The sequence below is a fragment of the Streptomyces sp. Ncost-T10-10d genome (genome assembly GCF_900091955.1).
In the GTDB taxonomy this organism is placed as follows: Bacteria; Actinomycetota; Actinomycetes; order Streptomycetales; family Streptomycetaceae; genus Streptomyces.
Window position 1 is genome coordinate 63,768 of record NZ_FMDF01000049.1, and the last position, 24,512, is coordinate 88,279.

26 protein-coding genes and 1 pseudogene are annotated in these 24,512 nt (G+C 71.8%); 12 read left to right on the forward strand and 15 right to left on the reverse strand.

What is annotated here, in order from left to right; translation table 11 throughout:
- Positions 1-91: 91 nt before the first annotated feature.
- The 7 genes and pseudogenes from GA0115254_RS45680 to GA0115254_RS06570 form a co-directional block, all read right to left on the reverse strand.
- A pseudogene (locus GA0115254_RS45680) lies at positions 92-322 on the reverse strand (ABC transporter ATP-binding protein); the annotation flags it as partial.
- A gap of 192 nt (positions 323-514) precedes the next feature.
- On the reverse strand, positions 515-1,303 hold the full coding sequence (locus GA0115254_RS06550) for an SDR family oxidoreductase (protein ID WP_093894336.1): 789 nt from the start codon (positions 1,301-1,303) through the stop codon (positions 515-517).
- A gap of 35 nt (positions 1,304-1,338) precedes the next feature.
- Positions 1,339-2,244 (reverse strand): acyl-CoA dehydrogenase family protein, encoded by a 906-nt coding sequence (locus tag GA0115254_RS06555; protein ID WP_256102425.1) that lies wholly within the window; start codon positions 2,242-2,244, stop codon positions 1,339-1,341.
- Entirely contained in the window at positions 2,244-2,417 is a 174-nt protein-coding gene (locus GA0115254_RS45685; protein ID WP_256102426.1) for a hypothetical protein, read from the reverse strand. The genes GA0115254_RS06555 and GA0115254_RS45685 overlap by 1 nt, the downstream gene beginning before the upstream one ends.
- Before the next feature lie 23 nt (positions 2,418-2,440).
- On the reverse strand, positions 2,441-3,427 hold the full coding sequence (locus GA0115254_RS06560) for an acyl-CoA dehydrogenase family protein (RefSeq protein ID WP_093894337.1): 987 nt from the start codon (positions 3,425-3,427) through the stop codon (positions 2,441-2,443).
- A complete protein-coding gene (locus GA0115254_RS06565) occupies positions 3,427-4,602 on the reverse strand; it encodes an acyl-CoA dehydrogenase family protein (RefSeq protein WP_093894338.1) in 1,176 nt (391 codons plus the stop codon). Before GA0115254_RS06565 ends, GA0115254_RS06560 begins: the two co-directional genes overlap by 1 nt.
- A complete protein-coding gene (locus tag GA0115254_RS06570) occupies positions 4,602-5,450 on the reverse strand; it encodes an enoyl-CoA hydratase (RefSeq protein ID WP_093894339.1) in 849 nt (282 codons plus the stop codon). The genes GA0115254_RS06565 and GA0115254_RS06570 overlap by 1 nt, the downstream gene beginning before the upstream one ends.
- A 46-nt stretch (positions 5,451-5,496) precedes the next feature.
- Here GA0115254_RS06570 and GA0115254_RS06575 point away from each other — a divergent pair, with 46 nt between their 5' ends.
- From GA0115254_RS06575 to GA0115254_RS06590, 4 genes are read left to right on the forward strand one after another with little or no spacing between them, the layout of a single operon-like run.
- Positions 5,497-6,663 (forward strand): acyl-CoA dehydrogenase family protein, encoded by a 1,167-nt coding sequence (locus GA0115254_RS06575; protein WP_093894340.1) that lies wholly within the window; start codon positions 5,497-5,499, stop codon positions 6,661-6,663.
- A complete protein-coding gene (locus GA0115254_RS06580; protein ID WP_093894341.1) occupies positions 6,660-7,445 on the forward strand; it encodes an SDR family oxidoreductase in 786 nt (261 codons plus the stop codon). The genes GA0115254_RS06575 and GA0115254_RS06580 overlap by 4 nt, the downstream gene beginning before the upstream one ends.
- Positions 7,446-7,450: 5 nt before the next feature.
- Positions 7,451-8,044 carry a TetR/AcrR family transcriptional regulator gene (locus GA0115254_RS06585; RefSeq protein ID WP_093894399.1) on the forward strand — a complete coding sequence of 198 codons (594 nt, stop codon included), beginning with the start codon at positions 7,451-7,453 and terminating at the stop codon, positions 8,042-8,044.
- 33 nt (positions 8,045-8,077) lie between these two features.
- On the forward strand, positions 8,078-9,235 hold the full coding sequence (locus GA0115254_RS06590; protein ID WP_093894342.1) for an acetyl-CoA C-acetyltransferase: 1,158 nt from the start codon (positions 8,078-8,080) through the stop codon (positions 9,233-9,235).
- A 79-nt stretch (positions 9,236-9,314) separates the two neighbouring features.
- Here the strand turns inward: GA0115254_RS06590 and GA0115254_RS06595 are convergent, their stop codons facing one another.
- The 5 genes from GA0115254_RS06595 to GA0115254_RS06615 all read right to left on the reverse strand — a co-directional run bounded on the left by GA0115254_RS06595 (position 9,315) and on the right by GA0115254_RS06615 (position 13,325).
- Positions 9,315-9,767 (reverse strand): M64 family metallopeptidase, encoded by a 453-nt coding sequence (locus GA0115254_RS06595; protein ID WP_256102430.1) that lies wholly within the window; start codon positions 9,765-9,767, stop codon positions 9,315-9,317.
- 99 nt (positions 9,768-9,866) lie between these two features.
- A complete protein-coding gene (locus GA0115254_RS06600; protein WP_093894343.1) occupies positions 9,867-10,934 on the reverse strand; it encodes an NAD(P)H-dependent flavin oxidoreductase in 1,068 nt (355 codons plus the stop codon).
- A complete protein-coding gene (locus GA0115254_RS06605) occupies positions 10,931-11,710 on the reverse strand; it encodes a CoA-transferase subunit beta (protein WP_093894344.1) in 780 nt (259 codons plus the stop codon). Before GA0115254_RS06605 ends, GA0115254_RS06600 begins: the two co-directional genes overlap by 4 nt.
- Positions 11,707-12,555 carry a CoA transferase subunit A gene (locus GA0115254_RS06610; RefSeq protein WP_093894400.1) on the reverse strand — a complete coding sequence of 283 codons (849 nt, stop codon included), beginning with the start codon at positions 12,553-12,555 and terminating at the stop codon, positions 11,707-11,709. The genes GA0115254_RS06605 and GA0115254_RS06610 overlap by 4 nt, the downstream gene beginning before the upstream one ends.
- Before the next feature lie 20 nt (positions 12,556-12,575).
- Positions 12,576-13,325, reverse strand: a complete 750-nt coding sequence (locus tag GA0115254_RS06615; RefSeq protein WP_093894345.1) for an enoyl-CoA hydratase family protein — start codon at positions 13,323-13,325, stop codon at positions 12,576-12,578.
- Positions 13,326-13,513: 188 nt separating this feature from the next.
- Between GA0115254_RS06615 and GA0115254_RS06620 the strand changes: the two genes are divergently transcribed.
- Complete coding sequence (locus tag GA0115254_RS06620) at positions 13,514-14,434, forward strand: SDR family oxidoreductase (RefSeq protein ID WP_093894346.1); 921 nt, start codon at positions 13,514-13,516, stop codon at positions 14,432-14,434.
- A gap of 56 nt (positions 14,435-14,490) precedes the next feature.
- On the opposite strand, the gene GA0115254_RS06625 is transcribed toward GA0115254_RS06620, so the two are convergent.
- Together GA0115254_RS06625 and GA0115254_RS06630 are read right to left on the reverse strand one after the other, a co-directional pair.
- On the reverse strand, positions 14,491-14,982 hold the full coding sequence (locus GA0115254_RS06625) for a nuclear transport factor 2 family protein (protein ID WP_093894347.1): 492 nt from the start codon (positions 14,980-14,982) through the stop codon (positions 14,491-14,493).
- Positions 14,979-15,854 carry a TIGR03619 family F420-dependent LLM class oxidoreductase gene (locus GA0115254_RS06630; RefSeq protein WP_093894348.1) on the reverse strand — a complete coding sequence of 292 codons (876 nt, stop codon included), beginning with the start codon at positions 15,852-15,854 and terminating at the stop codon, positions 14,979-14,981. Before GA0115254_RS06630 ends, GA0115254_RS06625 begins: the two co-directional genes overlap by 4 nt.
- Before the next feature lie 279 nt (positions 15,855-16,133).
- On the opposite strand from GA0115254_RS06630, the gene GA0115254_RS06635 reads away from it, so the two are divergent.
- A complete protein-coding gene (locus GA0115254_RS06635) occupies positions 16,134-16,910 on the forward strand; it encodes an SDR family oxidoreductase (protein ID WP_093894349.1) in 777 nt (258 codons plus the stop codon).
- A 73-nt stretch (positions 16,911-16,983) separates the two neighbouring features.
- Here GA0115254_RS06635 and GA0115254_RS06640 read toward each other — a convergent pair whose 3' ends face one another.
- Positions 16,984-18,627 carry a steroid-24-oyl-CoA synthetase gene (locus tag GA0115254_RS06640; RefSeq protein ID WP_093894350.1) on the reverse strand — a complete coding sequence of 548 codons (1,644 nt, stop codon included), beginning with the start codon at positions 18,625-18,627 and terminating at the stop codon, positions 16,984-16,986.
- Positions 18,628-18,959: 332 nt separating this feature from the next.
- Between GA0115254_RS06640 and GA0115254_RS45690 the strand changes: the two genes are divergently transcribed.
- The 6 genes from GA0115254_RS45690 to GA0115254_RS06670 are packed head-to-tail and all read left to right on the forward strand — an operon-like array spanning position 18,960 to position 24,488.
- Entirely contained in the window at positions 18,960-19,763 is an 804-nt protein-coding gene (locus GA0115254_RS45690; RefSeq protein ID WP_256102427.1) for an ABC transporter permease, read from the forward strand.
- A complete protein-coding gene (locus GA0115254_RS06650) occupies positions 19,756-20,778 on the forward strand; it encodes an ABC transporter permease (RefSeq protein WP_093894351.1) in 1,023 nt (340 codons plus the stop codon). Before GA0115254_RS45690 ends, GA0115254_RS06650 begins: the two co-directional genes overlap by 8 nt.
- Positions 20,775-21,827 carry an ABC transporter ATP-binding protein gene (locus tag GA0115254_RS06655; RefSeq protein WP_256102428.1) on the forward strand — a complete coding sequence of 351 codons (1,053 nt, stop codon included), beginning with the start codon at positions 20,775-20,777 and terminating at the stop codon, positions 21,825-21,827. Before GA0115254_RS06650 ends, GA0115254_RS06655 begins: the two co-directional genes overlap by 4 nt.
- Positions 21,824-22,855 carry an oligopeptide/dipeptide ABC transporter ATP-binding protein gene (locus tag GA0115254_RS06660; protein WP_093894353.1) on the forward strand — a complete coding sequence of 344 codons (1,032 nt, stop codon included), beginning with the start codon at positions 21,824-21,826 and terminating at the stop codon, positions 22,853-22,855. The genes GA0115254_RS06655 and GA0115254_RS06660 overlap by 4 nt, the downstream gene beginning before the upstream one ends.
- Positions 22,852-24,078 carry an NADH:flavin oxidoreductase gene (locus GA0115254_RS06665; RefSeq protein WP_093894354.1) on the forward strand — a complete coding sequence of 409 codons (1,227 nt, stop codon included), beginning with the start codon at positions 22,852-22,854 and terminating at the stop codon, positions 24,076-24,078. The genes GA0115254_RS06660 and GA0115254_RS06665 overlap by 4 nt, the downstream gene beginning before the upstream one ends.
- On the forward strand, positions 24,075-24,488 hold the full coding sequence (locus tag GA0115254_RS06670) for an amidase family protein (protein WP_107451305.1): 414 nt from the start codon (positions 24,075-24,077) through the stop codon (positions 24,486-24,488). Before GA0115254_RS06665 ends, GA0115254_RS06670 begins: the two co-directional genes overlap by 4 nt.
- Positions 24,489-24,512: the final 24 nt, after the last annotated feature.

Here is a 24,512-nt window from a genome sequence, read left to right on the forward strand (position 1 = left end):
GCCGCCCGGGACGGGGCAGCCCTTCCGGGTGCGGAGCGCCGCCCACGCCGGGAAGGTGACGGCGAGCGGGACAGCCCTTGGGCCTGGTCCCGCCCATGCCGGTGATCTCCGTGCCGCCGAGGCGGACGGTGCCCGCCGACGCCCGGTCGAGGCCGGCGGCGCACTGCGGGAATGCGGACCTGCCGGAGCCGGACCGGCCCATGACGGCGGTGAACGTGCCGCGCGGCAGGGTCGGGCCGATGCCCGCGAGGGCGTGCACGGTGCCGCCGCCGCGGCCACGCACGCCGCGCAGTTCGACGGCGGGACCGGACGCGCCCGGCATCCCCGGCCGGTCGCCCTTCTGCTTTCCTTCACCGCCGCGCAGCCTCGTACGTCCCCTCGTGGTCCTTCGAGCCGATGGCGTCGAACGGATCACGGTGTTGACGGACCATGGCGGCTGCCGGCGGATCCGGGGTGGGGACACCCTGGGGCCGGGCAGCCGCCGATCGTCAGGTCCCGCCGTCCGCTGCGGCCCTCACCCGGGCCCGCCGGCCTCTTTCGATGCCAGATAGCGGGCGGGGAACTCCCCGCCGCCGTGCACCGCGAGGTCCGCGCCGTTGAGGTATCCGGCCAGGCCGCCGGCGAGGAACAGGCAGGCACGCGCCACGTCGTCGGGTACCGCCATCCGCGCCATCGGAATGACGCCCGCCACGGCCGCACCGCCGTCCGGGCCGTAGACCGGCGCCGCGCTCTCGGTGCGGACGAGCCCGGTGGTGATGTGGTTGACCCGGACCGCCGGTGCCCACTCCAGGGCCAGCGCCTTGGTGAGGGCCAGCAGCCCGGCCTTTGCGGCCGTGTAGGCCGCGGTACCCGGCTGCGGGTCCTGGCCGGACACGCTGCCGATGTTGATGACCGAGCCGCCACCGTCCTGGGCCCGCATGACGCGATGGGCCGCCTGCGCCACATAGAACGGCGCGAGCAGGTTGAGCGCGACGATCTTCTCCACGAAGCGCGGCGAGACGGTGGCCGCGTCGGCGTCGGGGGAGCCGCCCGCGTTGTTGACGAGTACGTCGAGCCGGCCGAAGCGCTCCACCGCGGCGTCCACCAGCGAGGACGCCGCGGCCGGATCGCGTACGTCGGCGGGGACGAAGACCGCCTCCCGGCCCCCTGCCGCGGGCAGGGTGTCCGGGGCGTTGCGTCCGCAGACCACCACGCCCGCCCCGGCGCCGAGGAAGGCCCCGGCGATGGCGGCACCGATGCCCTTGGTGCCCCCGGTGACCAGGACCACGTGCCCCGTGAAGTCCAACGGGTCGCCGATGTCCATGTGTTGCGTCCCCTTCACCCTCTGTTGGATTCCGCTCATCGGGCGGCCATGCCGAGCCCGGCGGCGAGCCGCGCCCGATGGCGGGAGGGCGGCCCGAACAGCTCACCCGCCCCGTGCGCCCGCTTGAAGTAGCGGTGCGCATCGTGCTCCCAGGTGATCCCGATCCCGCCGTGCAGCTGGATCATCTCGCCGGCCACCGCCGAGAACGCCTCGGAGCAGACGGACTTCGCGACGGCGGCGGCCCGCGGCAGCGCACCCGGGTCCTCGTCGGCGGCGAAAGCGGCACCGAGCGCCGCCGAGCGCGCCGACTCCACCAGGACGTAGGCGTCCGCCAGCCGGTGCTTGACCGCCTGGAACGAGCCGATGGGACGGCCGAACTGGACCCGGTTCCTGGCATATTCCACGGTGAGCTCCAGACAGCGCTCGGCCGCGCCCACCTGTTCCGCGGCGAGTGCCGCACAGGCCAGATCCCGCACGTGCTCCAGGTACCGTCCGCCGTCGCCGTCCACACCCACCAGGCGCCCCTCGGCGCCGTCGAGCACCCATCGGGCCTGGGCCCGGGTCCCGTCCATGGTCACGACGGGCTCCCGGCGCACCCCGGTGGCGTCGGGAGCCACCTCGAAGAGCGACACCCCGTGTGCCGTACGGGCCGCGACGAGCAGCACGTCGACGCTGTCGCCCGGCCGGTCCAGCACGTGCTCCTTGGTCCCGGTGATCAGCACGCCGCCATCGGGGGCCCGCACCGCATCGGCGCGGATCGCGTCCTGGTCCCAGGAACCCTGCTCGGCCCAGGCCAAGGTGCCCACCGAAGTGCCCTCGGCGAGTCCCGGAAGCAGCCGTTCGCAGGCATCCTTGTCGCCGGAGGCCAGCAACGCCCCCACCGTGAGCACCGCGGATCCCAGATACGGCAGCGGGCTCAGGCTGCGGCCCAGCTCCTCCATCAGCACATGGACATCGCGGGCGCCGCCCCCGCTCCGCCGTAGCCCTCGGGCACGGCCAGACCGGCCGCGCCGATCTGCTCGGTCAACGGCGCCCAGGCCGCCTCGGCCTGATGCTGCGTCAGCAACGATCGTAGTGCCGATCGCAGCTCTTCCTGCTCCTGCGTCAGTCTCATCGGGCTGCTCCCTCGGCGTACGGTCAGACGGCCATGACGCGGGCCCGGCAGTCGGCCGGGGTGCCCCACGCGTCGCGCAGGGGACGGGCCTTGCGGATCCACAGGGAAAGGTCGAGCTCGTCGGTGTAGCCCACGGCACCGTGCAACTGGAGGGCCGTGCGCGCTGCCCCGTACGCGGCTTCGCCCGCGGTGACCTTGGCGGCGGCGATGTCCCGGCCCGACCCTTCGTCGCCGGCGGCGAGCGCGAGCGCGGCGCCGTGCACCAGCGGCTCGGCGAACTCCAGGGCCAGCAGGGTGTCGGCCAGCCGGTGCTTGACCGCCTGGAAGGAGCCGATCGCCACGCCGAACTGGGTGCGCTGCGTGACGTATTCGACCGTACGGGCCAGCAGGGTCCTGCCGACCCCGAGTGCCTGGGCCGCCGTGGCGAGCGCGGCCACATCGGCTGCGTGTCCGACGGCGGCGGCCACCGCGGGGCCCCGGGCGAGGACCGTGCCCTCCAGCGGCCGCGAAAGCCGCCGCCCGGGGTCGGCCGAAGGCTGCACGGGCCCCGGCCCGGCGGCGACGCGCAGGGTGTCACCGTTCACCACGAACACCGTGTCGGCCGCGTCGGCGTCCAGGGCGTACGGGCCGAGGGCCGTCAGGCAGAGGGAGACGACCGACGAGCCCGAGGCGATGCCGGGCAGCCCTTCGGCGGCGATCCGGTCGTCGCCGAGCCGCTCCAGCAGGGCCGCCGCGGCAACCGTCTCGACCAGCGGACCCGGGACGGCGTGCCGCCCCAGTGCCTCGAAGGCGAGGACGAGTTCGAGCGGAAGCGGGCCGAGTCCGTCGTACTTCTCCGGTACGGCGAGTGCGAACACCCCTGCCTCGCCCAGCCGCGCCCAGGCGGCCCTTCCCGGGCCGTGGTCGCCGGCCGCCCAGGACCGTATCGCGGCCGGGGTGTCGCAGGAGCTGAGCAGCCCGTCGAGGGAGCGGGCGAAGTCCCGCTGCTCGGCGTCCAGGAGGAAACGCATCAGCGGCGTCCCTTCGGCAGGCCGAGCAGGCGCTCGGCGATGATGTCGCGCTGGATCTCGTTGGTGCCCGCGTACACGGGACCGGCCAGCGAGAAGGTGTACCCCTCGGACCAGCTTCCGTGGTCCGGCGATTCCGCCGCGTGGTCGGCGAGTTCGCCGTACGGGCCGAGCAGGTCCAGCGCCGTCTCGTGCAGCGCGATGTCCAGCTCGGACCAGTAGATCTTGTTGAGGCTGGAGGTGGGCCCGGCGGGCCCACCTCCGCCGTGCAGGACCTGGGAGGCGCCCGCGTAGGAGAACAGCCGGTAGGCGCGGGCCCCGATCACCGCGTCGGCGACCCGGTCGCGCAGCGCCGTGTCGGCCGGGTCGCCGTATTCGTGCCACAGGGTGGTGAGGCGGTTGGCGGCGGCCGTGAAGCGGCCCGGACTGCGCAGGGTGAGCCCGCGCTCGTTGCCGGTGGTGCTCATTGCGACCCGCCAGCCCTGGCCGGGCTCGCCGATGACGTCCTCGTCGGGCACGAACACCTCGTCCAGGAAGAGTTCCGCGAAGGCGGGCTTCCCGTCGAGCCGCCCGATGGGCCGTACGGTGACGCCCTCGGCGTCCAGCGGGAACATCAGATACGTGAGCCCCCGGTGCGGCCGGTCCGCGTCCGGGTCGCTGCGGAACAGTCCGAAGGCCCGGTCGGCGAAGGCCGCCCGGGAGGACCAGGTCTTCTGGCCGCTGAGCAGCCAGCCGCCCTCGGTCCGTACGGCCCTCGACTTCAGCGAGGCCAGGTCGGAGCCCGACTCCGGCTCGGACCAGGCCTGTGCCCAGATGACCTCACCGCGTGCCATGGCGGGCAGGATCCTGGCCCGTTGCTCGGCGGTGCCGTTCTCGAAGAGGGTCGGTGCCAGGAGACTGATGCCGTTCTGGCTGACCCGGCCGGGAGCGCCGGCGGCGTAGTACTCCTCCTCGAAGACCATCCAGTGCAGCAGGGAACTCCCGCGCCCGCCGAACTCCTCGGGCCAGGAGATCACCGACCAGCGGTCGGCGGAGAGGGTGGCCTCCCACTCCCGGTGGGCGGCGAAGCCTTTGGCGGTCTCCAGGGACGGCAGGGGAGCTGCTGGGACGTGAGCGGCCAGCCAGTCGCGTACCTCGGTACGGAACGCCTCGTCGGCGGCGTCGAAATCGAGGTCCATCAGGCGCCCGCCTGCTTCATCGCCCGGATGTCCATGCCGCCGAGCGCGTCCGGTGCGGTCTCGGCGTTGTGCGCGTGCGCCAGATGGTGCAGGCCGAACACCGAGTCCATCCCGGTGTGCATGCCCTGCAGATCCTCGGCCTGGTTGACCGCGCGCTTCGTCAGCGCCAGCCCCATGCGCGGCATCTCCGCGATGCGCAGCGCCAACTCCTGGGTACGATCGGCCAGTTCCTCCCGGGGGACGACCCGGTTGACCATGCCGACCTCGTATGCGCGCTGTGCGCTCATCCGGTCACCGGTGTAGAGGAACTCCTTGGCGATCCGGGGCGGCATCACCCACGGGTGGGCGAAGTACTCGACGCCGGGTATGCCCATGCGGACCACGGGGTCGGCGAAGAAGGCGTCCTCCGAGGCGACGATCAGGTCGCACACCCAGGCCAGCATCAGACCGCCCGCCACGCAGGCGCCCTGAACGGACGCGATGACCGGCTTGGGCAGTTCCCGCCAGCGGCGGCACATTCCCAGATACACCTCGGACTCGCGGGCGAAGCGGCTCTCCGCACCCTTCTTGTCCGAGTGGTCCCACCACAGTCCCGCCCGGCGCTCGAACGGCAGATGCGCGTCCCGCTCGGGGGTTCCGATGTCATGGCCGGCGGAGAAGTGCTTGCCCGCCCCGGCCAGGACGACGGTCTTCACCTCGTTGTCCTCGGCCGCGCGGTAGAACGCCCGGTCCAGGGCGTAGGTCATCGCGGAGTTCTGCGCGTTGCGGTAGTCGGGCCGGTTCATGGTCACGGTCGCGACCGGGCCCCGCTTCTCGTAGCGCACCGGTTCGTCATGGGCAGCGGACATCAGCCCCTCCTTCCCTAACAAGTGTTTGGTAGATTAACGTACCCCCATGAGCAGCGTCGAGGAGTTCCGCACCGAGATCCGCGGCTGGCTGGCCGCCAACCTCACCGGCGCCTTCGCGGGCCTGCGTGGCCGCGGCGGACCCGGACGTGAGCACGAGGCCTTCGCCGAACGGCTCGCCTGGGAACGGCACATGGCGGCCGAGGGCTGGACCTGCGTGGGCTGGCCCGTGGAGCACGGAGGCCGGGGCGCGACCATCGAGCAACAGGTCGCCTTCCATGAGGAGTACGCCCTGGCCGACGCCCCCGCCCGGGTCAACCACATCGGCGAGCAGCTGCTCGGCCCGACCCTGGTGGCCTTCGGCACGCCCGAGCAGCAGGCCCGCTTCCTGCCGCCGATCGTCGCCGTCCAGGAGCTGTGGTGCCAGGGCTACAGCGAGCCGGACGCCGGGTCCGACCTGGCGAACGTACGGACCAGGGCCGAGCGGGACGGCGAGGACTGGGTGGTCACCGGGCAGAAGACCTGGACATCACTCGCCCACGACGCCCAGTGGTGCTTCGTCGTCGCCCGCACCGAGGCCGGCTCCACCCGCCATGCCGGCCTGTCCTACCTCCTGGTCCCGCTCGATCAGCCCGGTGTGGAGGTCCGGCCCATCCAGCAGCTGACCGGCACCTCCGAATTCAACGAGGTCTTCTTCGACGGCGCCCGCACCCGCGACGCACACATCGTCGGCGAACCCGGCGACGGCTGGCGGGTGGCCATGGCCACCCTCGGCTTCGAACGCGGCGTCTCCACCCTCGGCCAGCAGGTCGGCTTCCGGCGCGAACTGGAAACCCTGATCGACCTGGCGCGGCGCAACGGCGCCGCCGACGACCCGCTGATCCGCGACCGGCTCGCCCGCGCCTGGACGGGCCTGGAGACCATCCGGTGCAACGCCCTGCGCATGCTCGACGGCGTGGCGGCCGGTGCCCCCGGTCCCGAGGCGTCCATCGGGAAGATCTTCTGGGCCACTTGGCACCGGGAACTCGGCGAGCTGGCCATGAGCGTCCTGGGCGCCGGCGGCATGGCCGCCCCCGAAGCGCCCTACGAACTCGACGACTGGCAGCGGCTGTTCCTCTTCTCCCGCTCCGACACCATCTACGCCGGATCCAACGAGATCCAGCGCAACATCATCGCCGAGCGCGTCCTCGGCCTGCCCAAGGAGATCCGCCCGTGACCCCGCAGCCGCCCTATGTACCGGGCCACTCCCTCCTGGCCGGACGCACCGCGGTGATCACCGCGGCCGCCGGCGCCGGCATCGGTGGAGCGACAGCCCGCAAGTTCCTGGAAGAGGGCGCCCGGATCGTCATCGGCGACGCCCACGAACGCCGCCTGAAGGGGAGCGCCGCCACCCTCGCAGAGGAGTTCGGCGCGGACAAGGTCGCCGCACTGCCCTGCGACGTCACCGACCAGCAGCAGGTCGACGCCCTGTTCGCGCTTGCCGCCGAACGCCACGGCGGCCTCGACATCGTCGTCAACAACGCCGGACTCGGCGGCACCGCCGATCTCGTCGACATGACCGACGACCAGTGGTCCAAGGTCCTCGACGTCACCCTGAACGGCACCTTCCGCTGTACCCGCACGGCTCTGCGGCACTTCAAGGAGCAGGACACCGGCGGCATCGTCGTCAACAACGCCTCCGTCATCGGCTGGCGCGCCCAGCGCGGCCAGGCTCACTATGCCGCTGCCAAGGCCGGTGTGATGGCTCTCACCCGGTGTGCCGCCCTGGAGGCCTCGGACTTCGGTGTGCGCGTCAACGCCGTCGCCCCGAGCCTGGCCATGCACCCGCACCTGGTGAAGGTCACCACCCCGGAACTCCTCGCCGAGCTCACCGAGCGTGAGGCCTTCGGCCGGTACGCCGAGCCGTGGGAGATCGCCAACGTCATCGTCTTCCTGGCCAGCGGCTACTCCTCGTACATGACCGGGGAGACCATCTCCGTCAGCAGCCAGAGGGCGTGACGGCGATCACCCCGAACCCCAACGCCGAGCGACGCGCCGAACTCCTCGCAACCGCCGCAGGGGTGTTCGCCGACCAGGGCTACGACGCCACCACCGTCCGCCGCATCGCGGACACCGCCGGAATGCTCGCGGGCAGCCTCTACTACCACTTCGACTCCAAGGAGTCGATGCTGGACGAGATCCTCTCGGCTTTCCTGGACGAACTGTGGACGTGCTACGACACCGTCCTGGCCGCCGGGCTCGGGCCCCGGGAGACCATCGCGGCACTCGTCACCCAGTCCTTCCGGCAGATCGACCGGCACGGCCCGGCCGTCGCCATCTACCAGCGAGAGTCCAGGCACCTCTCCGCCCAGGCGCGCTTCGCCTATCTCGCCGACTCCCAGCTGAAGTTCGAGAACGCCTGGCTGCGCACGCTCGAACGCGGCGTCGCCCAGGAGGACTTCCGCAGCGACCTGGACGTCCGGCTCGTCTACCGGTTCGTCCGCGACACCGTCTGGGTGGCCGCCTCCTGGTACCGCCCCGGCGGTACCCACAGTCCGGAGGAGATCGCCCGCCAATACCTGTCCATGGTCCTCGCCGGCATCACCACGCGGACCTGACACCCGGAACACCACCCCAACCAAGGAGCAGTCATGGCCGAGGCCTACATCGTCGAAGCGGTACGCACCCCGGTCGGTCGGCGCAAGGGCGGGCTGTCGGCCGTCCACCCCGCCGACCTCGGGGCCCATGTCATCAAGGCGCTGGTCGAGCGCACCGGGGTCGACCCGGCCGCGGTGGAGGATGTCGTCTTCGGCTGCCTGGACACCGTCGGCCCGCAGGCCGGGGACATCGCCCGCACCGCCTGGCTCGCCGCGGGCCTTCCCGAGGAGGTGCCCGGCACCACCGTCGACCGGCAGTGCGGCTCCTCCCAGCAGGCCGTCCACTTCGCCGCCCAGGGCGTCCTGTCCGGCACTCAGGACCTGGTCGTCGCCGGCGGCACCCAGAACATGTCGATGATCCCGATCGCCTTTGCCAGCCGCCAGGCCGCCGAACCCCTCGGCCTCACCGACGGCCCGTACGCGGGCTCCGTCGGCTGGCGCGCCCGTTACGGCGACGCGCCCGTCAACCAGTTCCACGGCGCCGAACTCATCGCCGAGAAGTGGGGCATCTCCCGTGAGGACATGGAGCACTTCGCACTCCGCTCGCACCAGCGGGCGCTGCGCGCCATCGACGAGGGCAGGTTCGCCCGCGAGACCGTCGCGTACGGCGAGGTGACGGTGGACGAGGGACCGCGCCGGGACACCTCGCTGGAGAAGATGGCCGGCCTCAAGCCGGTCGTCGAGGGCGGCCGGCTGACTGCCGGGGTCTCCTCGCAGGTCTCGGACGGCGCCTCCGCGATCCTCGTCGCCTCCGAGCGGGCCGTCGCCGAGCACGGTCTCACGCCTCGGGCCCGCATCCACCACCTCTCGGTGCGCGGCGAGGACCCGATCCGGATGCTGTCGGCGCCGATCCCGGCGACGGCTTACGCGCTGAAGAAGACCGGCATGTCCATCGACGACATGGACCTGGTCGAGATCAACGAGGCCTTCGCCCCGGTGGTCCTGGCCTGGCTGAAGGAGACCGGCGCCGACCCGGGCAAGGTCAACGTCAACGGCGGCGCCATCGCGCTCGGCCACCCGCTCGGCGCCACCGGCACCAAGCTGATGACGACGCTCCTCCACGAGCTGGAGCGCACCGGGGGCCGTTACGGCCTCCAGACCATGTGCGAGGGCGGCGGCCAGGCCAACGTCACCATCATCGAACGCCTCTGAGCGCGGGGCCCGGAGGCTGACCCGGTGGCCCCGCAATCGGGCGGGTCACCGGGACCGGTGCCGAAACCCGCTCCCCGTGTCACCGCCCGCCCCGGCCCCGGTCCGTCGGGGGAGTCCGGGCAGCCGTCGGTTCGTCAGGAGAAGGCGGCACCGGCCACTTCACCGGGCCGGGACCAGGACCCCGGCCCGGTGAAGTGGCCGGTGCCGCTGTACTCGGTGGAGTCGGAGATGACGACGACCAGGTCGGCCTCGGGGCCTTGGCGGCGTAGGAGGCGACCTGGCCGATGCCGGCGCAGATCCGTCGCCCGTTCTCCGAGCACCAAAAGCAGCTGCCGAGCGCGGTGTCCCTGGTGACGTCGGCGGTGGGGTCACCCGTGATGCCGTGTGCGGCGGACACCGCGTCGACGGTCCACACGCCCGTCAGGCCCTGACCGCTGGAGCAGGGATCGATGCCGGTGACGGCCGCCCACTTCGTGGCCGCCGCGGTGTGGAAGGCGTCCTGCCGGCCGGCGGTGTGACCGTCGGCGACCATCACCACGTCGAGCCGGCCGGCCGAGGGGCCGGGCAGCTCGACGGTGACGCGAGGGTTCTGGGCGGGTTCCGGGTGCCGTCGTGGGCGCGTCCCTGGGGGTCAGTCCGCCCCGGGCAGGGACTTCAGCGCCGCCCGCGCCTCGTCCATGATCCGCTCGACCAGCTCCGAGCAGGACGGCAGGTCCTCGATCAGGCCCGCCACCTGGCCCGAGGCCATCACCCCGATGTCCGTACGCCCCTCGACCAGCGAGGCCTTCAGGAGCATCGGTGTGTTGGCGGCCAGCAGTACCTGGCTCCAGGTCAGTTCCTTGCCGTGCTTCATCGCCAGCCCGTCGCGGACCAGCCGGCGCCAGCTCGCACCGGACTCCTTCCGGAAGGCCGAGGCGTGCCGCAGCGCCCGCAGCAAGGAGGTGGCGCGGCCGGAACGCTCCAGCGAATCGACCATGGCGGTACGCAGCATGCGGTGCGGCAGACCGTCCACTCGGGTGGTGACTGTGACGTCCTTGACGGTGGCGGCCAGGTACTTCGCCTTCACCGCGTCGGGGACGGTGCTGTCCGAGGTGAGCAGGAAGCGCGTGCCCATGCCGATCCCGGCCGCCCCGTAGGCGAGTGCGGCGACCAGGCCGCGCCCGTCGTGGAAGCCGCCCGCCGCGATCACCGGAATGCCGACGGCGTCCACCACCTGGGGGAGCAGCACGGTGGTGGCCACGTCGCCCGTGTGGCCGCCGCCCTCGCCGCCCTGCACCATCACCGCGTCGGCTCCCCACGCGGCGACCTTCTCCGCGTGCCGACGGGCGCCGATGGAGGGGATGACGACGACGCCGGCGTCCTTGAGCCGGGCGATCAGGTCCTTGGAGGGAGCCAGTGCGAAGGACGCCACCCGCACCTCCTCGTCGATGATGATCCGCACCCGCTCGCCCGCGTCGCCCGCGTCCGCCCGCAGATTGACGCCGAACGGCGCGTCCGTACGGGACTTGACCTCGCGGACCGCCGCGCGGAGTTGCTCGACCGTCATCGTCGCGGAGGCCAGGATGCCGAGCGCCCCCGCGTTCGCGGAGGCCGACACCAGCCGGGGACCGGCCACCCAGCCCATTCCGGTCTGCACGATCGGGTACCGCACCCCGGTCAGCTCGGTGAGTGCGGTGGGGAACGGCGCGGGGCCGGTCATGCCGGGACCTCGTGTTCGCGGAGCCCCTTGGGGTCGATGACCTCGCGGATGAGGCGGAGTTCGGCCTCCGTGGGTTCCCGGGTGAACGGCACCTCGTCAGGCACGGTGAGGGCGAAACCGGTGGCCTCGGTGACCTGCTCGACGCTCACGCCGGGGTGCAGGGAGCGCAGCCGCATCGTGCGGTCGGGGGTCTCGAAGTCGAAGACACCCAGATTGCTGACGACTTCGGGGATGCGGTGGTAGCGGGTCGCGGAGGGGCCGGCCTCGGCCGCCCGGTCGTACCCGACCCCGCTGACCATGTCGACGTGCTCCACGAACACGCGCGACGAATGCTTGGGCACCCAGTAACTGGTCCGGTTGTTGAGGGTGTTGACCGGGGCGCCGCGCACCCCGAGCAGCTGACGCGTGGGCCTGGCCCAGTCGCCGATGCAGGAGATGTTCTGGTTGCCGTACCGGTCGATCTGGCTGGCGCCCATCATCACGTGCCGGCGGCCCGTGGCGGTGAGTGCCAGGTGCTGGCGGAACGGCAGCCAGCCCTCGATGCTCCCCGGCTTCACTCCCACCGCCGGAGTGTCGGCCATCATCAGCGCCTCCCCGTCGGTCAGCAGCAGTTCGGGGGAGAAGGTCAGCCTCGCCAGACGTGCGCCGATGGCGGGGACGGTGCCCATGGGGCTGGCGAGGATCTCACCCGCGTCCCGCCAGGCCTCGGCGCAGGCCACCACGCAGTACTCGGCGCGGCTCGCCGTCCTGATGCCGGTGGTCTCGGTGCCGCTCATGCTTCCTCCTGGTGGAACGCGGCGACGGCGGCCTGGTAGGCGGCCTCGTCCCCGGACAGGAACCGTTCGACGAAGGCGGGCCAGGCCTCGGGGGCGCGGGCCGCCCGGACGTAGGCGCGCTGGAAGGCCTCGTCCCGGTCGTGGTCGGGCACACAGGAAGTGAAGTGCGCGCCGTTCGGTGTCTCGACGACTCCGTCCACGAACATCCGCTTGATCAGCAGTGTCTGCGGCCCGTGCTCCTTCAGCAGGTCCGCCGTCTCCACGATGCGCTCGCAGGAGACGAACCCTTGGTCGGCGGCCTCGCAGAACAGGTCGTCGAAGTACGGGTCGGGGCCCAGGTACTGGCCGTTGCCCTGCGCATCGGAACGGTTGAGGTGGACCAGGGCCGCGTCCAGGCGCAGCGCCGGGGCCGCGACCAGCTTCTCCCCGTCCTCGTACGGAGAAGTGACCGTACGCAGCGCGGGGTTGACCTCCATCAGGTCCGAGCCCAGACCGGCACGTACCGGCATGAACGGCAACCGCTGCGCGCCCGCCGTCAGGCCCCACATCATCATTGCCTCGTCCATCTCGACCATCTCGAAGGCGCCGCGCTGCCGGGCCGCCGTGAAGTGCGGCTCCAGCGGTATCGAGTCGAGCGTCCCGAAGGCCGCGACCAGCTTGCGGATCTTTCCCGCCGCCGCGAGCAGGCCCACGTCGGGGCCGCCGTACGACACCACGGTCAGGTCGGTGATGTCCGAGCGCAGTAGCGCCCGCACCAGAGCCATCGGCTTGCGGCGCGAACCCCAGCCGCCGATGCCGATCGTCATGCCGCTCTCCAGCCGGCGAACGACGTCCTCGGCCGTCATCGTCTTGTCCTGTGTCACGTCTATTGCTCCTTGTCCGTGCCGAAGGTGCCGCGCACACGGTCGGCGACGCCACTGAGGTTGGCCTCGAAGGTGAAGCCCTGCTCGAAGCGGTAGCTGCGGCGTACGTCGACGGGGTCGATGCCGTTGATGGCGGCCTTGGCCAGCCGGATGAGACAGCCGTCCTTGGCGGCGATCTCCCCGGCCAGTTCCAGGGCGGCCCCCGTCAGCCGCTCACGCGGCACGACGTCGAACACCGAGCCGTGCCGGTGCAGTTCCTCGGCCGACACGGTGCGTGAGGTGTAGTACAGGGTCCGCATCAGGTGCTGCGGGACGAGCCGGGCCAGGTGCGTGGCCGCGCCGAGCGCGCCGCGGTCGAGCTCCGGCAGGCCGAAGGACGCGTCGTCGGAGGCCACGATCGCGTCCGCGTTGCCCGCCAGGCCGATGCCGCCGCCGAGGCAGAAGCCGTGCACAGCGGCTACCACCGGGACCTCGCACTCGTAGACCGCGGCGAACGCCTCGAAGCAGCCCCGGTTGGCGCCGATCAGCGCCTCTGGTCCGTCGGCGCGCTGCATCTCCTTGATGTCCACGCCCGCGTTGAAACCGCGCCCCTCGGCGGTGAGCACCACGCAGCGGATGCCCGGGTCGGCCCCGGCGGCGCGTACCGCCGCGGCCAGGTCGTACCAGCCCTGCACGGGCAGAGCGTTGACCGGGGGGTAGTCCACGGTGACGACGGCGACGCCCTCGCGTGGGGCGGAGGTGGAGACACCCATGAGCAGATCAGCTACCTTTCCACCAAACGTTTGTTAGGCCCAAAAGGTAGCAGCGATACGGACGCCGCGGGAGGTGTCGTGCCACTCAGCGGAACCGGCGCCCTGTTCTCCGCGCATCGCAGGTCGGATGTCCCACGTCGTACGCCGTTCCTTGCTCGTCGTTGTCGCCCGTCGAAAGGACACTCGTCATGACCTCACCGACCGCCCTGTGTGCCGGACGCGTCGCCGTCGTCACCGGCGCCGGCCGTGGACTCGGCCGCGCCCATGCCCTGGCCCTCGCTGCCGAGGGCGCGAAAGTCGTCGTCAACGACCTGGGTGTGGGGCTCGACGGCTCCGGCTCGGGCACCGGACCGGCCCAGCAGGTCGTGAAGGAGATCCGCGCGGCCGGGGGCGAAGCGGTCGCCAACAACGGTGACATCGCCACGTCCGAGGGCGCGGCCTCTCTCGTCGCCACCGCACTCGACTCCTTCGGCCGGCTCGACACGCTCGTCAACAACGCCGGATTCCTCCGCGACAGGATGCTGGTCAACCTGGACGAGGACGACTGGGACACCGTGATGCGCGTCCACCTCAAGGGGCACTTCCTGCCGCTCAAGCACGCGGCGGCGCACTGGCGCGCCGAGGCGAAGGCCGGCCGGACGCCCGCGGCCCGGGTCGTCAACACCACCTCCGGCGCCGGGCTGCTGGGCAGTGTCGGCCAGGGCAACTACGCGGCCGCCAAGGCCGGCATCGTCGGCCTGACCCTGGTGGCCGCCGCCGAGATGGGCCGCTACGGGGTCCAGATCAACGCGATCGCCCCGGCAGCCCGGACCCGGATGACCGAGGCGACGTTCGCCGAGACGATGGCGGCGCCCGGCGAGGGGGCCTTCGACGCGATGGCCCCGGAGAACGTCTCGCCGCTGGTCGTCTGGCTGGGCTCCGCCGCATCCGCCGGGGTGAGCGGCCGGGTCTTCGAGACCGAGGCCGGACGGATCACCGTGATGGAGGGCTGGCGGCCCGGCCCCACCGCCGACAAGGGCGCCCGCTGGACTCCGGCCGAGGCCGGAGCGGCGGTGACCGGTCTGCTGGCGGCGGCCGAGACCCCGCAGCCGGTGTACGGCGCCTCCTGACCCGCCGCCGCACGGGGTGGTGATCAGGCGTCACCACCCCGTGTCGCAAAGGCTGTTCAGGCTCCGGCCGGCTCGCCCCGTACCCCGGCCACCAGCAGCGCGGGGGACTCCGCGCGGCCGTCCAGGATGCGATTGGTCCGGGTGACCACCTCCCACCCCGATGGCATGCGGCGCAGCCGCCAGTGGTTGGCCGTCGCCCGGCGCACCACGTAACGGCCCGCCTCGTGCACCACCATCAGCGAATGGCACACCGCCACGGCCTCGTCGCCCTCCACCGTGATGTGCGGCGGGCCCACGACATGGGCACAGCCCTGCCGGATCCAGCCCTGGTGCGCGGGGGAACGGACCATCTCACGGATCTGCTCCCGGCCCGCGAGGAAGATCTCGTCGATGTCGTACACCCCGTCCGGTGCCCAGAGCGCGGCCACCGCCCCCGCGTCGCCTCCGTCCACCAGCGGCCCGTACGAAGCCATCGTGCGCGCGATGTCGCGCTCGTCCTCCAGCAGCGCGAGCCGTGCCTCGACCGCGGCGAGGCGATCCTCGCTCATGCTCGTGCCTCCGCGGCCGTCGTGATGCCCGCGATCGCGGCGAGGGCCTCCACCTGCTCGACGTAATGGCCGGCCGAACCGGCAGTCAGGGACACGCTGACCAACGTGGCACCGGCCTCGGACACCTTCCGTAGCGCCTCGGCGGCGCCGTCCGGGTCGCCTGACGGGTCGAGCGGACGGCCGGCGCTCAGCACCACTTCGAAGCCGTCGGGGAGCGAGGCGTCGCGGACCATCTCGCGGAGCCGGTCGAGCGGCAGGCCGAACGGCACCCAGCCGTCGCCATGTGCCAGTGCCCGGCGCAGCGAACGCGGTGTCCGGCCACCGATCCACAACGGCACCCGGTCCTGCACGGCGTGCGGCTCCACCACGAGACCCTCGTAGTCGAAGTGCTCGCCGCGGTAGGCGGGTTCACGCCGGGACAGGGATGCCCGCAGGGCCGCGAGGGCGTCGTCGGCGATCGCGCCCCGGCCCTCGAAGGCGGCGTCGAGCAGCCGGAACTCCTCCTCCAGGCTGCCCACACCGAGGCCCAGGACGACCCGCCCGCCCGAGATGCGGTCCAGGGTTCCGTAGCGCTTCGCGATCTCCAGCGGGTGGTGGTAGCCGAGCACCAGGACCTGGGTGGCGAACCGGATCCGACGGGTGCGGGCAGCCAGATAGCCGAAGGTGGACAGCGGATCCCAGTAGGTGCCGCCGCGCTGCCCGGCGATCTTCACGGGCACCGCCACATGTTCCGAGCAGGTCAGATGGTGGAAGCCGAACCGGTCCGCGGCCTCGGCGACCGCTCCCAGCTCCTCGATACCGGCGGTGCGTTCCCAGGGGGAATGGACGCCGGGGACGGCTGTGACGACGGGACTGTTGATGCCGAGCCGCATGGGGCACCTCTCTCGGGCAGAACGGGATGGGACGGAACGGAAGAGGCCATCCAAGTGCCCCGCCCCAGCTCGCGTCGGCCGTGTCCCGGTGGGCGGGAAGCCGGCCCGGCGACGGCCTCGGGACGGATCCCACTCAACGGAACGGAGCGCACGTGCCCGTGCGGGACACGAGATCATCGGCGGCCGGCGGAAGGACGTCCGGCGACTGCTCGCAGCGGTGCCGCGCGGACGGGACCGGCCCCCACGCGTCAGCAGCACCGACCCACCCGAGGAGCACTCATGCCGCGCAACGTCGTCGTCACCGGATCCAGTTCGGGGATCGGTGCCGCCCTCACCGCCCTGTTCCGCGCCCAGGGAGACCGCGTGATCGGCGTGGACCTCCGCGGCGGCGAGGTCGAGGCCGACCTGTCCACGCCCGAAGGCCGCTCCGCCGCCGCGGCGGCGGCCGTCGACGTCGCAGGCGGGGTGGTGGATGCGGTCGTCACCTGCGCCGGCGTCGCAGAACCGGGAACCGCGATGGTGACGGTCAACTACTTCGGCACCACCGAGTTCCTGACGGCGCTGCGACCGGCTCTTGCCGCGGCCGAACGGCCCCGTGTCGTGGCCATCGGCTCGATCTCCGGCACCCAGACCCACGACCCGGAGGTCGTCGACGCCTGCCTGGCGGGCAACGAGGCCACGGCCCTGGAACACGCCGAGCGGGCCGTGGCCGACGGCCGCGCCCGTCAGCTGTACCCCTCGTCCAAGGCGGCGCTCGCGCAGTGGGCGCGGCGCACCGCCGCCTCCGAGGGCTGGGCCGATGCCGGGATCCCCGTGAACGTCGTCGCGCCCGGCATCGTCCTCACCCCGATGAGCGCGGGACTCTTCGACGACCCGGAGATGAAGAAGATCATGGACGCGGCGGTCCCCATGCCGCTCAACGGCTATCTGGAGCCCGAGGACGTCGCGCGGGCCGTACTCTTCCTGGTCTCCGACGAGAACAGCCACATCACCGGGCAGGTGGTGTACGTCGACGGAGGCGCCGAGGCGACCCTGCGCGGGCCCGCCCATTTCTGAGCCGTCGCAGGAAGGTGCCCCGGCCGCGTCACGCGGCCGGGGCACCTTCGCCTGTGCGCCGGGGGAGCGGGCGTCAGACACGCACCTCGGTCCGGATCACCTTGCCGGTCGCATTGCGCGGCAGCGCGTCGGCGGTCAGCCGCCACTGCTTGGGCACCTTGAAGTACGCCAGTTCGGCAGCCGCGTACTCCCGCAGCGCCTCCTCGGTGACGGTCGAGCCCGCCGCGAGCACCACGACCGCGGCTACCTCCTGGCCGAGGTCGGGATGCGGCACCCCCAGCACGAGGCATTCACGGACGTCCGGGTGATCGACGAGCACCGTCTCGATCTCGGCCGGGTAGATGTTCTCGCCACCGCGAATGATCAGGTCCGAGCGGCGGCTGCTGAGATACAGCCGTCCCTCGCGCAACTGTCCCAGGTCCCCGGTGCGCAGCCAGCGGTCCGCGCCGATGGCGCCGGCGGTGGCCGCGGAGTCACGCCAGTAGCCCAGCATGTTGAACTGACTGCGGACCCAGACCTCGCCCTCCTCACCCTCGCCGAGCACCTCGCCGGCGGGGTCGCGAATCTCCAGACGCACGCCGGTGACGGGCCGGCCGAGAGTGCCGGGAGCTTCCGCCAGGTCCTGCGGGTTCGCGGCCGCGACAGCCGTACACGTCTCGGTCAGCCCGTAGCTGTCCACCAGCGAGTTCTTCGCGAACGGCAGGCCTTCGCGCAGCCGTTCCTTGAAGGCGATCGACGACGGTGCGGAGGCCAGGGCGAAGGACGTCAGCGAGGACGTGTCGTACCGGTGGGCCCCGCCGTGTTCGAGCATCCGGTGGGCCATGGTCGGCACCGCGCCCCAGTTGGTGACCCGCTCCCGCTCGACCATGCCGAGCACGGCGTCCACGTCGAACGCGCCCTGGTGCAGGGCGATCCGGCTGCCGGTGGCGAGCCGCGGCACGGCCAGGTTGTGCAGGCTGGCGATGTGGAACAGCGGCAGCGTCAGCAGATAGACGCGGTCCTGCGGGCGCAGCGGGTCGCCGAATATCTGGAGCAGCGCGTCGTTCAGACGGTGGTACTCGACGACGGCGAGCAGATTGCGGTGTGTGTGTACGGCCCCCTTGGGACGGCCCGAGGTGCCGGAGGTGTAGAGGATGACGGCCGGGTCGTCCTCGGCGACGTCCGCGGACGGCAACGGCGCATCGGGGTGGGCCGTGACGAAGCGGCTGATGTCGTCCTCCACGGACAGCACCGGAACCGGGCAGTCGGCCAGTTTCGCCGACTGCCTGGCATCGGCCACCACCAGCGCGGGTTCGGCGTTGTCGATGCCGTGTGCCATCTCGCGCGGCGACCACCAGGCGTTGAACCCGACCGCCACCGCGCCGATCGACACCGTGGCCCAGAACGTCGTGATCCACTCGGGGCAGTTCGCGGCGGCGATGGCCACTCGGTCACCCTTGGCGACGCCGTACTGCTCACGCAGCACCTGGGCCAGTGACGCGACCTGCGCCGCGTGCTCGGCGAAGGTGATCCGGCGGTCCGCCGTGACCACGAAGTCGCGGTCGGCGTGGGCGACGGACGCGTGCAGCACCTCGTGCAGGGCCCGCTGCCGGTGGGTGAACACCGGCAGCGGGGTACCCAGAACGTCGTCGTCGGCAAGCTCGAACCGGCCGCCCGGGCCGGTGAGCGCGGCTGCCTGGACGAGGGCTGCTGCGCGGTGATCCGTTTCGCTGGGCATCGGGGACTCCTGGGCGTCGTGAACTCCACTGGGATGGCGGTCGACGCAAGTGTCGGCAGTCCGGGCCCCTCATCCACCGGATGTTTCCGGTCACTGGGACACCGTGGCACAGGCGGCAGGAACAGGGAACACCGCGGCGGCGACCGTGGGGACGGGACGTCAGCGGGCTCCCGGTGAGTGGGATACGTCACGTCGGCCGGATTTCGTCGGTCATAGCGTCCCTCCACCTGCTCCGGCCCCGGGCCTTCTGCCCCGGTGCCACCTGCCTTCCGGCACCCGTTTTCCCACCTTCCGGCGCCGGTCCGACCGGCCTCGGGCTCATGGAGGACGAAATGACGCGAGCACCACGGCACAGAGCCCGCTTTGCCGCCACCCTGGCCGTCGCGGTGACGCTCACCTCCGCGTGCGTATCGTCCGACGCCGGGGAAACCGGCAGCGGCAAGACGCAGAAGGCCGAACGAGGCCGCTACACCTTCGGCCTCGTCGGCGCACAGCCCGACGGCGGATCGCCCGTCGAAGGCGGCACGCTGCACATCGCCGACTACGGCGAGGCCCGCAGCCTCAGCCCCGCCGTCACCTACGCCACCGGAGCCTCCGGCGGATCCGCGCTCGCTGCCGTGTACGACGTACTGATGCGGTACGACACCGCCGCGAAGAAGTACGAACCCCAGCTGGCCAAGTCGCTGCGCAGCAGCGACGACCTGAAGACCTGGACGCTGCAGCTCCGTGACGGGCCGGCGCTGACCGTGGCCCTTGCCGAACTCGCCATGTTCACCCGGGTACTGCGCGGCGACCTGATTGTGACCCTGCGGGAGGACTACATCCTCGCCGCCCGCGCCAAGGGCATGAACCCGCTGCGCATCCTGTTCACCGACGCCCTGCGCCCCTCCTCCTTCTCCCTGGTCACCCTGCTCGGCCTCAGCCTCGGGCGGCTCATCGGCAGCACCGTCGTCGTCGAGTACCTCTTCTCGCTGCCCGGCATGGGAACCGTCGTCGTCGACGCCGCCGGCCAGGGTGACTACCCGATGGTTCAGGGCGCCGTACTCACCATTGCCTTGATCTACGTGGTGATCAACGCCGCCATCGACCTCTCCTACGGCTACCTCGACCCGAGGACGCGACGTGTCCATGTCTGACATCGCCCCGCGCACGCGGGCCGCCTCCCCGCCGCCCCTGCTCACCGCCCTGACCCTCACCGTCGTCGGCCTCGTCCTGCTGGGGTTCGGCGCGACGACACCCCAACTCGTGACGCCCGCCAAGGCAGCCCTCGTCCTCCTCGGCCTCGGCATGACGTTCGCCGGAGCCCCCAGGCTCGGCAAGCGCTGGGCCGGCCCCGGCTTCGACCTGGTGTTCTGGTTCGGCGCGGGCTGGCTCATCCTGCTCGGCCTCGCGATCCTGCTCGCCCCGTGGCTGCCGATCGGCGAGGACCGCGACGTGGCGAGCACCGTCCTCGAACCGGTCTTCGCCACCCCGACCTTCACCGGGGACGACCCGCTCGGCACCAACGCCTTCGGCCTCGACCTGCTCGCCCGGTCCCTGTACGGCGCCCGGTCCTCGCTGATCATCTCGCTGTCCGCGGTCGGCGTCGGCACCGTCGTCGGCGGTGCGATCGGCATGGTGGCCGGCTACTTCCGCAAGAGCGTCGACCGCGCGGTGGGCCTCGCCACCAACTCTCTGCTCGCCGTGCCCCCGCTGATCCTGCTCATCGCACTCGCCACCGTGCTCGAACCGCGTCTGCGCAACGTCGCCCTCTCGCTGGCCCTGCTCACCATCCCCGGCATGGTGCGCCTCGCCCGCGCCACGACCATGGCCTGTGCCAACCGGGAGTTCGTCGTCGCGGCCCGCGCCATGGGTGCGACCCGCTCCCGGGTCCTGCTGCCCAACGTGCTGCTGCCCCTGCTGTCCCTGGCCGTCGTGATGATCTCGGTCCTCATCGTCGCCGAGGCATCTCTCAGCTTCCTCGGACTCGGTATCCAGCCGCCCGAACCCACCTGGGGAAACATGATCGCCGAGGGCGAGGGCCGGGTCTTCGAGGAGCACCCGCACATCATGCTCGTGCCCGGCGCATTTCTCTTCCTCACCGTCTTCGCCTTCAGCATCGTCGGCGAGAAGGCTCGCGGGCGATGGGACTCCCGGAGCGTGAAACTGTGACCACCGGACCACTCCCCCAGGCAATCGAACCCACCACGGGCGCGCCCGCGCTGCTGACCGCCACCGACATACGCACCGTCTTCCACACCTCCCGTGGCCCGGTGCGGGCGGTCGACGGCGTCAGCCTGTCGCTGTCCGAGGGCGAGACCCTCGGCATCGTCGGCGAGTCCGGATCGGGCAAGTCCGTGCTCGGCCGCACCCTCATGGGCCTGATCACCGACGGACCGGGCACCACCGTCTCCGGAACCGTCCTGCTCGGCGGCCGGGACGTCCACGCCCTGAGCCCCGCGTTGCGGCGCTCCCTGTGGGGCACCGAGGTCGCCATGGTCTTCCAGGACCCGATGACCTCCTTGAACCCGGTCAAGAAGGTCGGCGCGCATCTGTCCGAGAGCGTGCGCCTGCACCAGGGCCTGAACCGCGCCAAGGCCCGGGAACGGACCGTCGACCTGCTCCGGCAGGTCGGCATCCCCGAACCGTCCCGGCGCGCACGCCAGTACCCGCACGAACTCTCGGGCGGAATGCGGCAGCGCGTCGTCATCGCCATGGCCCTCGCCTGCGAGCCACGGCTGCTCATCGCCGACGAACCCACCACCGCGCTCGACGTCACCGTACAGAAGCAGATCCTCGACCTGCTCCAGTCGCTGGCGCGGGACCTGCGCATGGCCACCGTCCTGATCAGCCACGATCTCGCCACCGTCGCCGGCCGTACGGACCGGGTCGCGGTCATGTACTCCGGCAGCCTCGTCGAGTACGCTCCGTCCGCTTCCGTCTTCGACCGCCCCCGACACCCGTACAGCAGCGCCCTGATCGCCTCCGTCCCCCGGCTCGACCTGCCGCCGCACACGCTGCTCCCGACGATCGAGGGCCGGCCGCCCAACCTGCTGAACCCGCCCCCCGGTTGCCGGTTCTCTCCCCGCTGCGGCACGGCGACCGACCGCTGTACCACCGAATCGCCCCAACTCGCCGGATACGCCGGCGAGCGCGACTCCGGCGGCGGCCTCGTCGCCTGTCACCACCCCCTGGGCGCAGCCGAGGAGACCGCCGTATGACGACGACCCGCACCACCGGCCGGGACGCGCGGCCGCCCGCACTGAGCGCGCGGAACCTCGTCGTGGAGTTCCCGGCCGGCCGCGGCCGGAAGGTGCACGCCGTCTCCGGAGTCTCACTGGACGTCGCGGAGGGCGAGACGCTGGGCATTCTCGGCGAGTCCGGCTGCGGCAAGTCCACCGTCGGCCGCTCCTTGATCCAGCTGCCGCCCCCGGACTCGGGCACCGTACGCCTCGCCGATGTGACCCTCACCGGCCTCGCCCCGGAGGAACTGCGCCGCGCCCGCGCGAGGATACAGATCATCATGCAGGACCCGATCGCCGCCCTGAATCCCCGCCGCAGGGTCAAGGACCTGCTGTGGGAGGGGCCGTCGATCTGGGGGAGCGGCGACGACACCCACGGCAAGGACGCCCGGATCGACGAGGCGCTGCGCGACATCGGCCTCGACCCGGCGACCGTACGGGACCGCAGACCGCACGAACTCTCCGGCGGCCAGTGCCAGCGGGTCTGCATCGCCCGCGCCCTGCTCCTCGACCCAGCGGTGCTGATCTGCGACGAGCCCGTCTCCAGCCTCGACGTGTCCGTGCAGGCGCAGATCCTCAACCTCCTGGAGGCGACGAAGCGTCGACGCGGACTGAGCATGGTCTTCATCGCCCACGACGTCTCCGTGGTGAAGAACATCAGCGACCGCGTCATGGTGATGTACCTCGGCAAGGTCTGCGAGGTCCTGCCCTCCGACGGGATGCACCACGAGGCCGTCCACCCCTACACACGGCTGCTGCTCGCTTCTCTCCCCGAGCCCCGGCGCAGCCCCGACACCGGCCTCTCCGACGGCGGGGAGCCCCTCGCACCCGCCGGTCCGGCCGCCGATCTCCCGTCCCCGCTGAACCCGCCGTCGGGCTGCCGCTTCCGTACCCGCTGCCCGTTGGCCACCGCACAGTGCTCCGACGAGGAGCCCCCGCTCAGAGACATCCGGCCGGGACACCTGGTCGCTTGTCACCACGTCGAACCGAGGAGGAACCACCCGTGACCGCCACCGAGACCCCGGACGTTCTCGCCCCCGCCCAACTGGGCCCGGTCAAGCTCCGCAACCGCGTCATCAAGGCCGCGACCTACGAGGGGCTCAGCCACAAGTCCCTGGTGACCAAGGACCTCGTCGACTTCCACGTCGCCTATGCCCGGGGCGGCGTCGGCATGACGACCGTCGCCTACTGCGCCGTCGCCAAGGAAGGGCGGACCGACCGGCACCAGATCTACTGGACCGACGAGGCGATGCCAGGGCTGCGGACCCTCACCGAAGCCGTGCACGCCGAGGGCGCCGCGGTCGCCGCCCAGATAGGCCACGGCGGCCCCGTCGCCAGCCCCAAGGCGAACGGAGCCCCGGCCCTCGCCCCGTCCAAGCACTTCCACGCCACCGCGATGAGCTGGGCCCACGAGACGTCCGTCGCCGACATCGGGCGCATCACCGAGGCCCACGCCGAGGCCGCCCGCCGCGCCGCATCCGCAGGCTTCGACGCCGTGGAGGTCCACCTGGGCCACAACTACCTGGCCAGTTCCTTCCTCAGCCCCCGCATCAACCACCGCACCGACGAGTACGGCGGCAGCCTGGAGAACCGGGCCAGGTTCGCCCGGGACATCATGCGGGCCGTCCACGACGCGGTCGGCGGCCGGATCGCCGTCGTCGCCAAGATGAACATGGACGACGGAGTGCCCGGCGGGTTCTGGCTCGATGAGGCCATCCCAGTGGTGCAGTGGCTTGAACAGGACGGCACTGTCGACGCCCTGGAGATGACCGCGGGCAGCTCCCTGCTCAACCCGATGTACCTCTTCAAGGGCGACGCCCCGCTCAAGGAGTTCGCCGACGTCATGCCGCAGCCGATCAAGCTCGGCGTGAAGATGGTCGGCAAGCGGTTCCTGCACAGCTACCCCTACCGGGACGCCTACCTCCTCGAGGACGCCCGGCAGATCCGCGCCGCCGTGAAGCTCCCGATGATCCTGCTCGGCGGCATCACCGGCAAATCCGTCATGGACCTCGCAATGCGTGAGGGCTTCGAGTACGTGGCCATGGCCCGGGCCCTGCTGCGCGAGCCGGACCTGATCAACCGCCTGCGCGACGACGAAGCCACTCCATCCCTGTGCATCCACTGCAACAAGTGCATGCCGACCAACTTCACCGGCACCCGCTGCGTGCTGGTCGACCGCACCACCACCCGCCACGCGACGTGGGGCACATCCGCCGGATACGTGGGATGAGGGGTCCCGACGCCGTCGCCACGGCCGCGGCCGTCAGAAGCGGCGAGACCGACGCCCGCACGGTCACCGCGGAGGCGATCGCCCGTGTCGAGCGGCTCGATCCCGCCCTCGGTGCGGTGGTCGGCACCCGGTTCGCGCAGGCTCACGCCGAGGTCGCGCCGGGTCTGCCCGACGGGCCGCTGCACGGTGTCCCGCTGCTCGTCAAAGATCTGGGCACCGACGTTGCGGGCCTGCCGGCGACGGGCGGCAGCCGCCTCTTCGCCGACGGGACCGCACGGCACGACAGCGACCCCTTCGGAGGGTGCTGCGTAGGCTTGTGCAGTCGTCGCGGTGGGGTCCAGGAGGGCGGAGGGAGTCCCCCTGTAATTGCCCGACGATGCGTCAGAAAAGTCAGCAAGTGGTCAGCATGAGTCCTGAAAAACCTGGGGAATGCT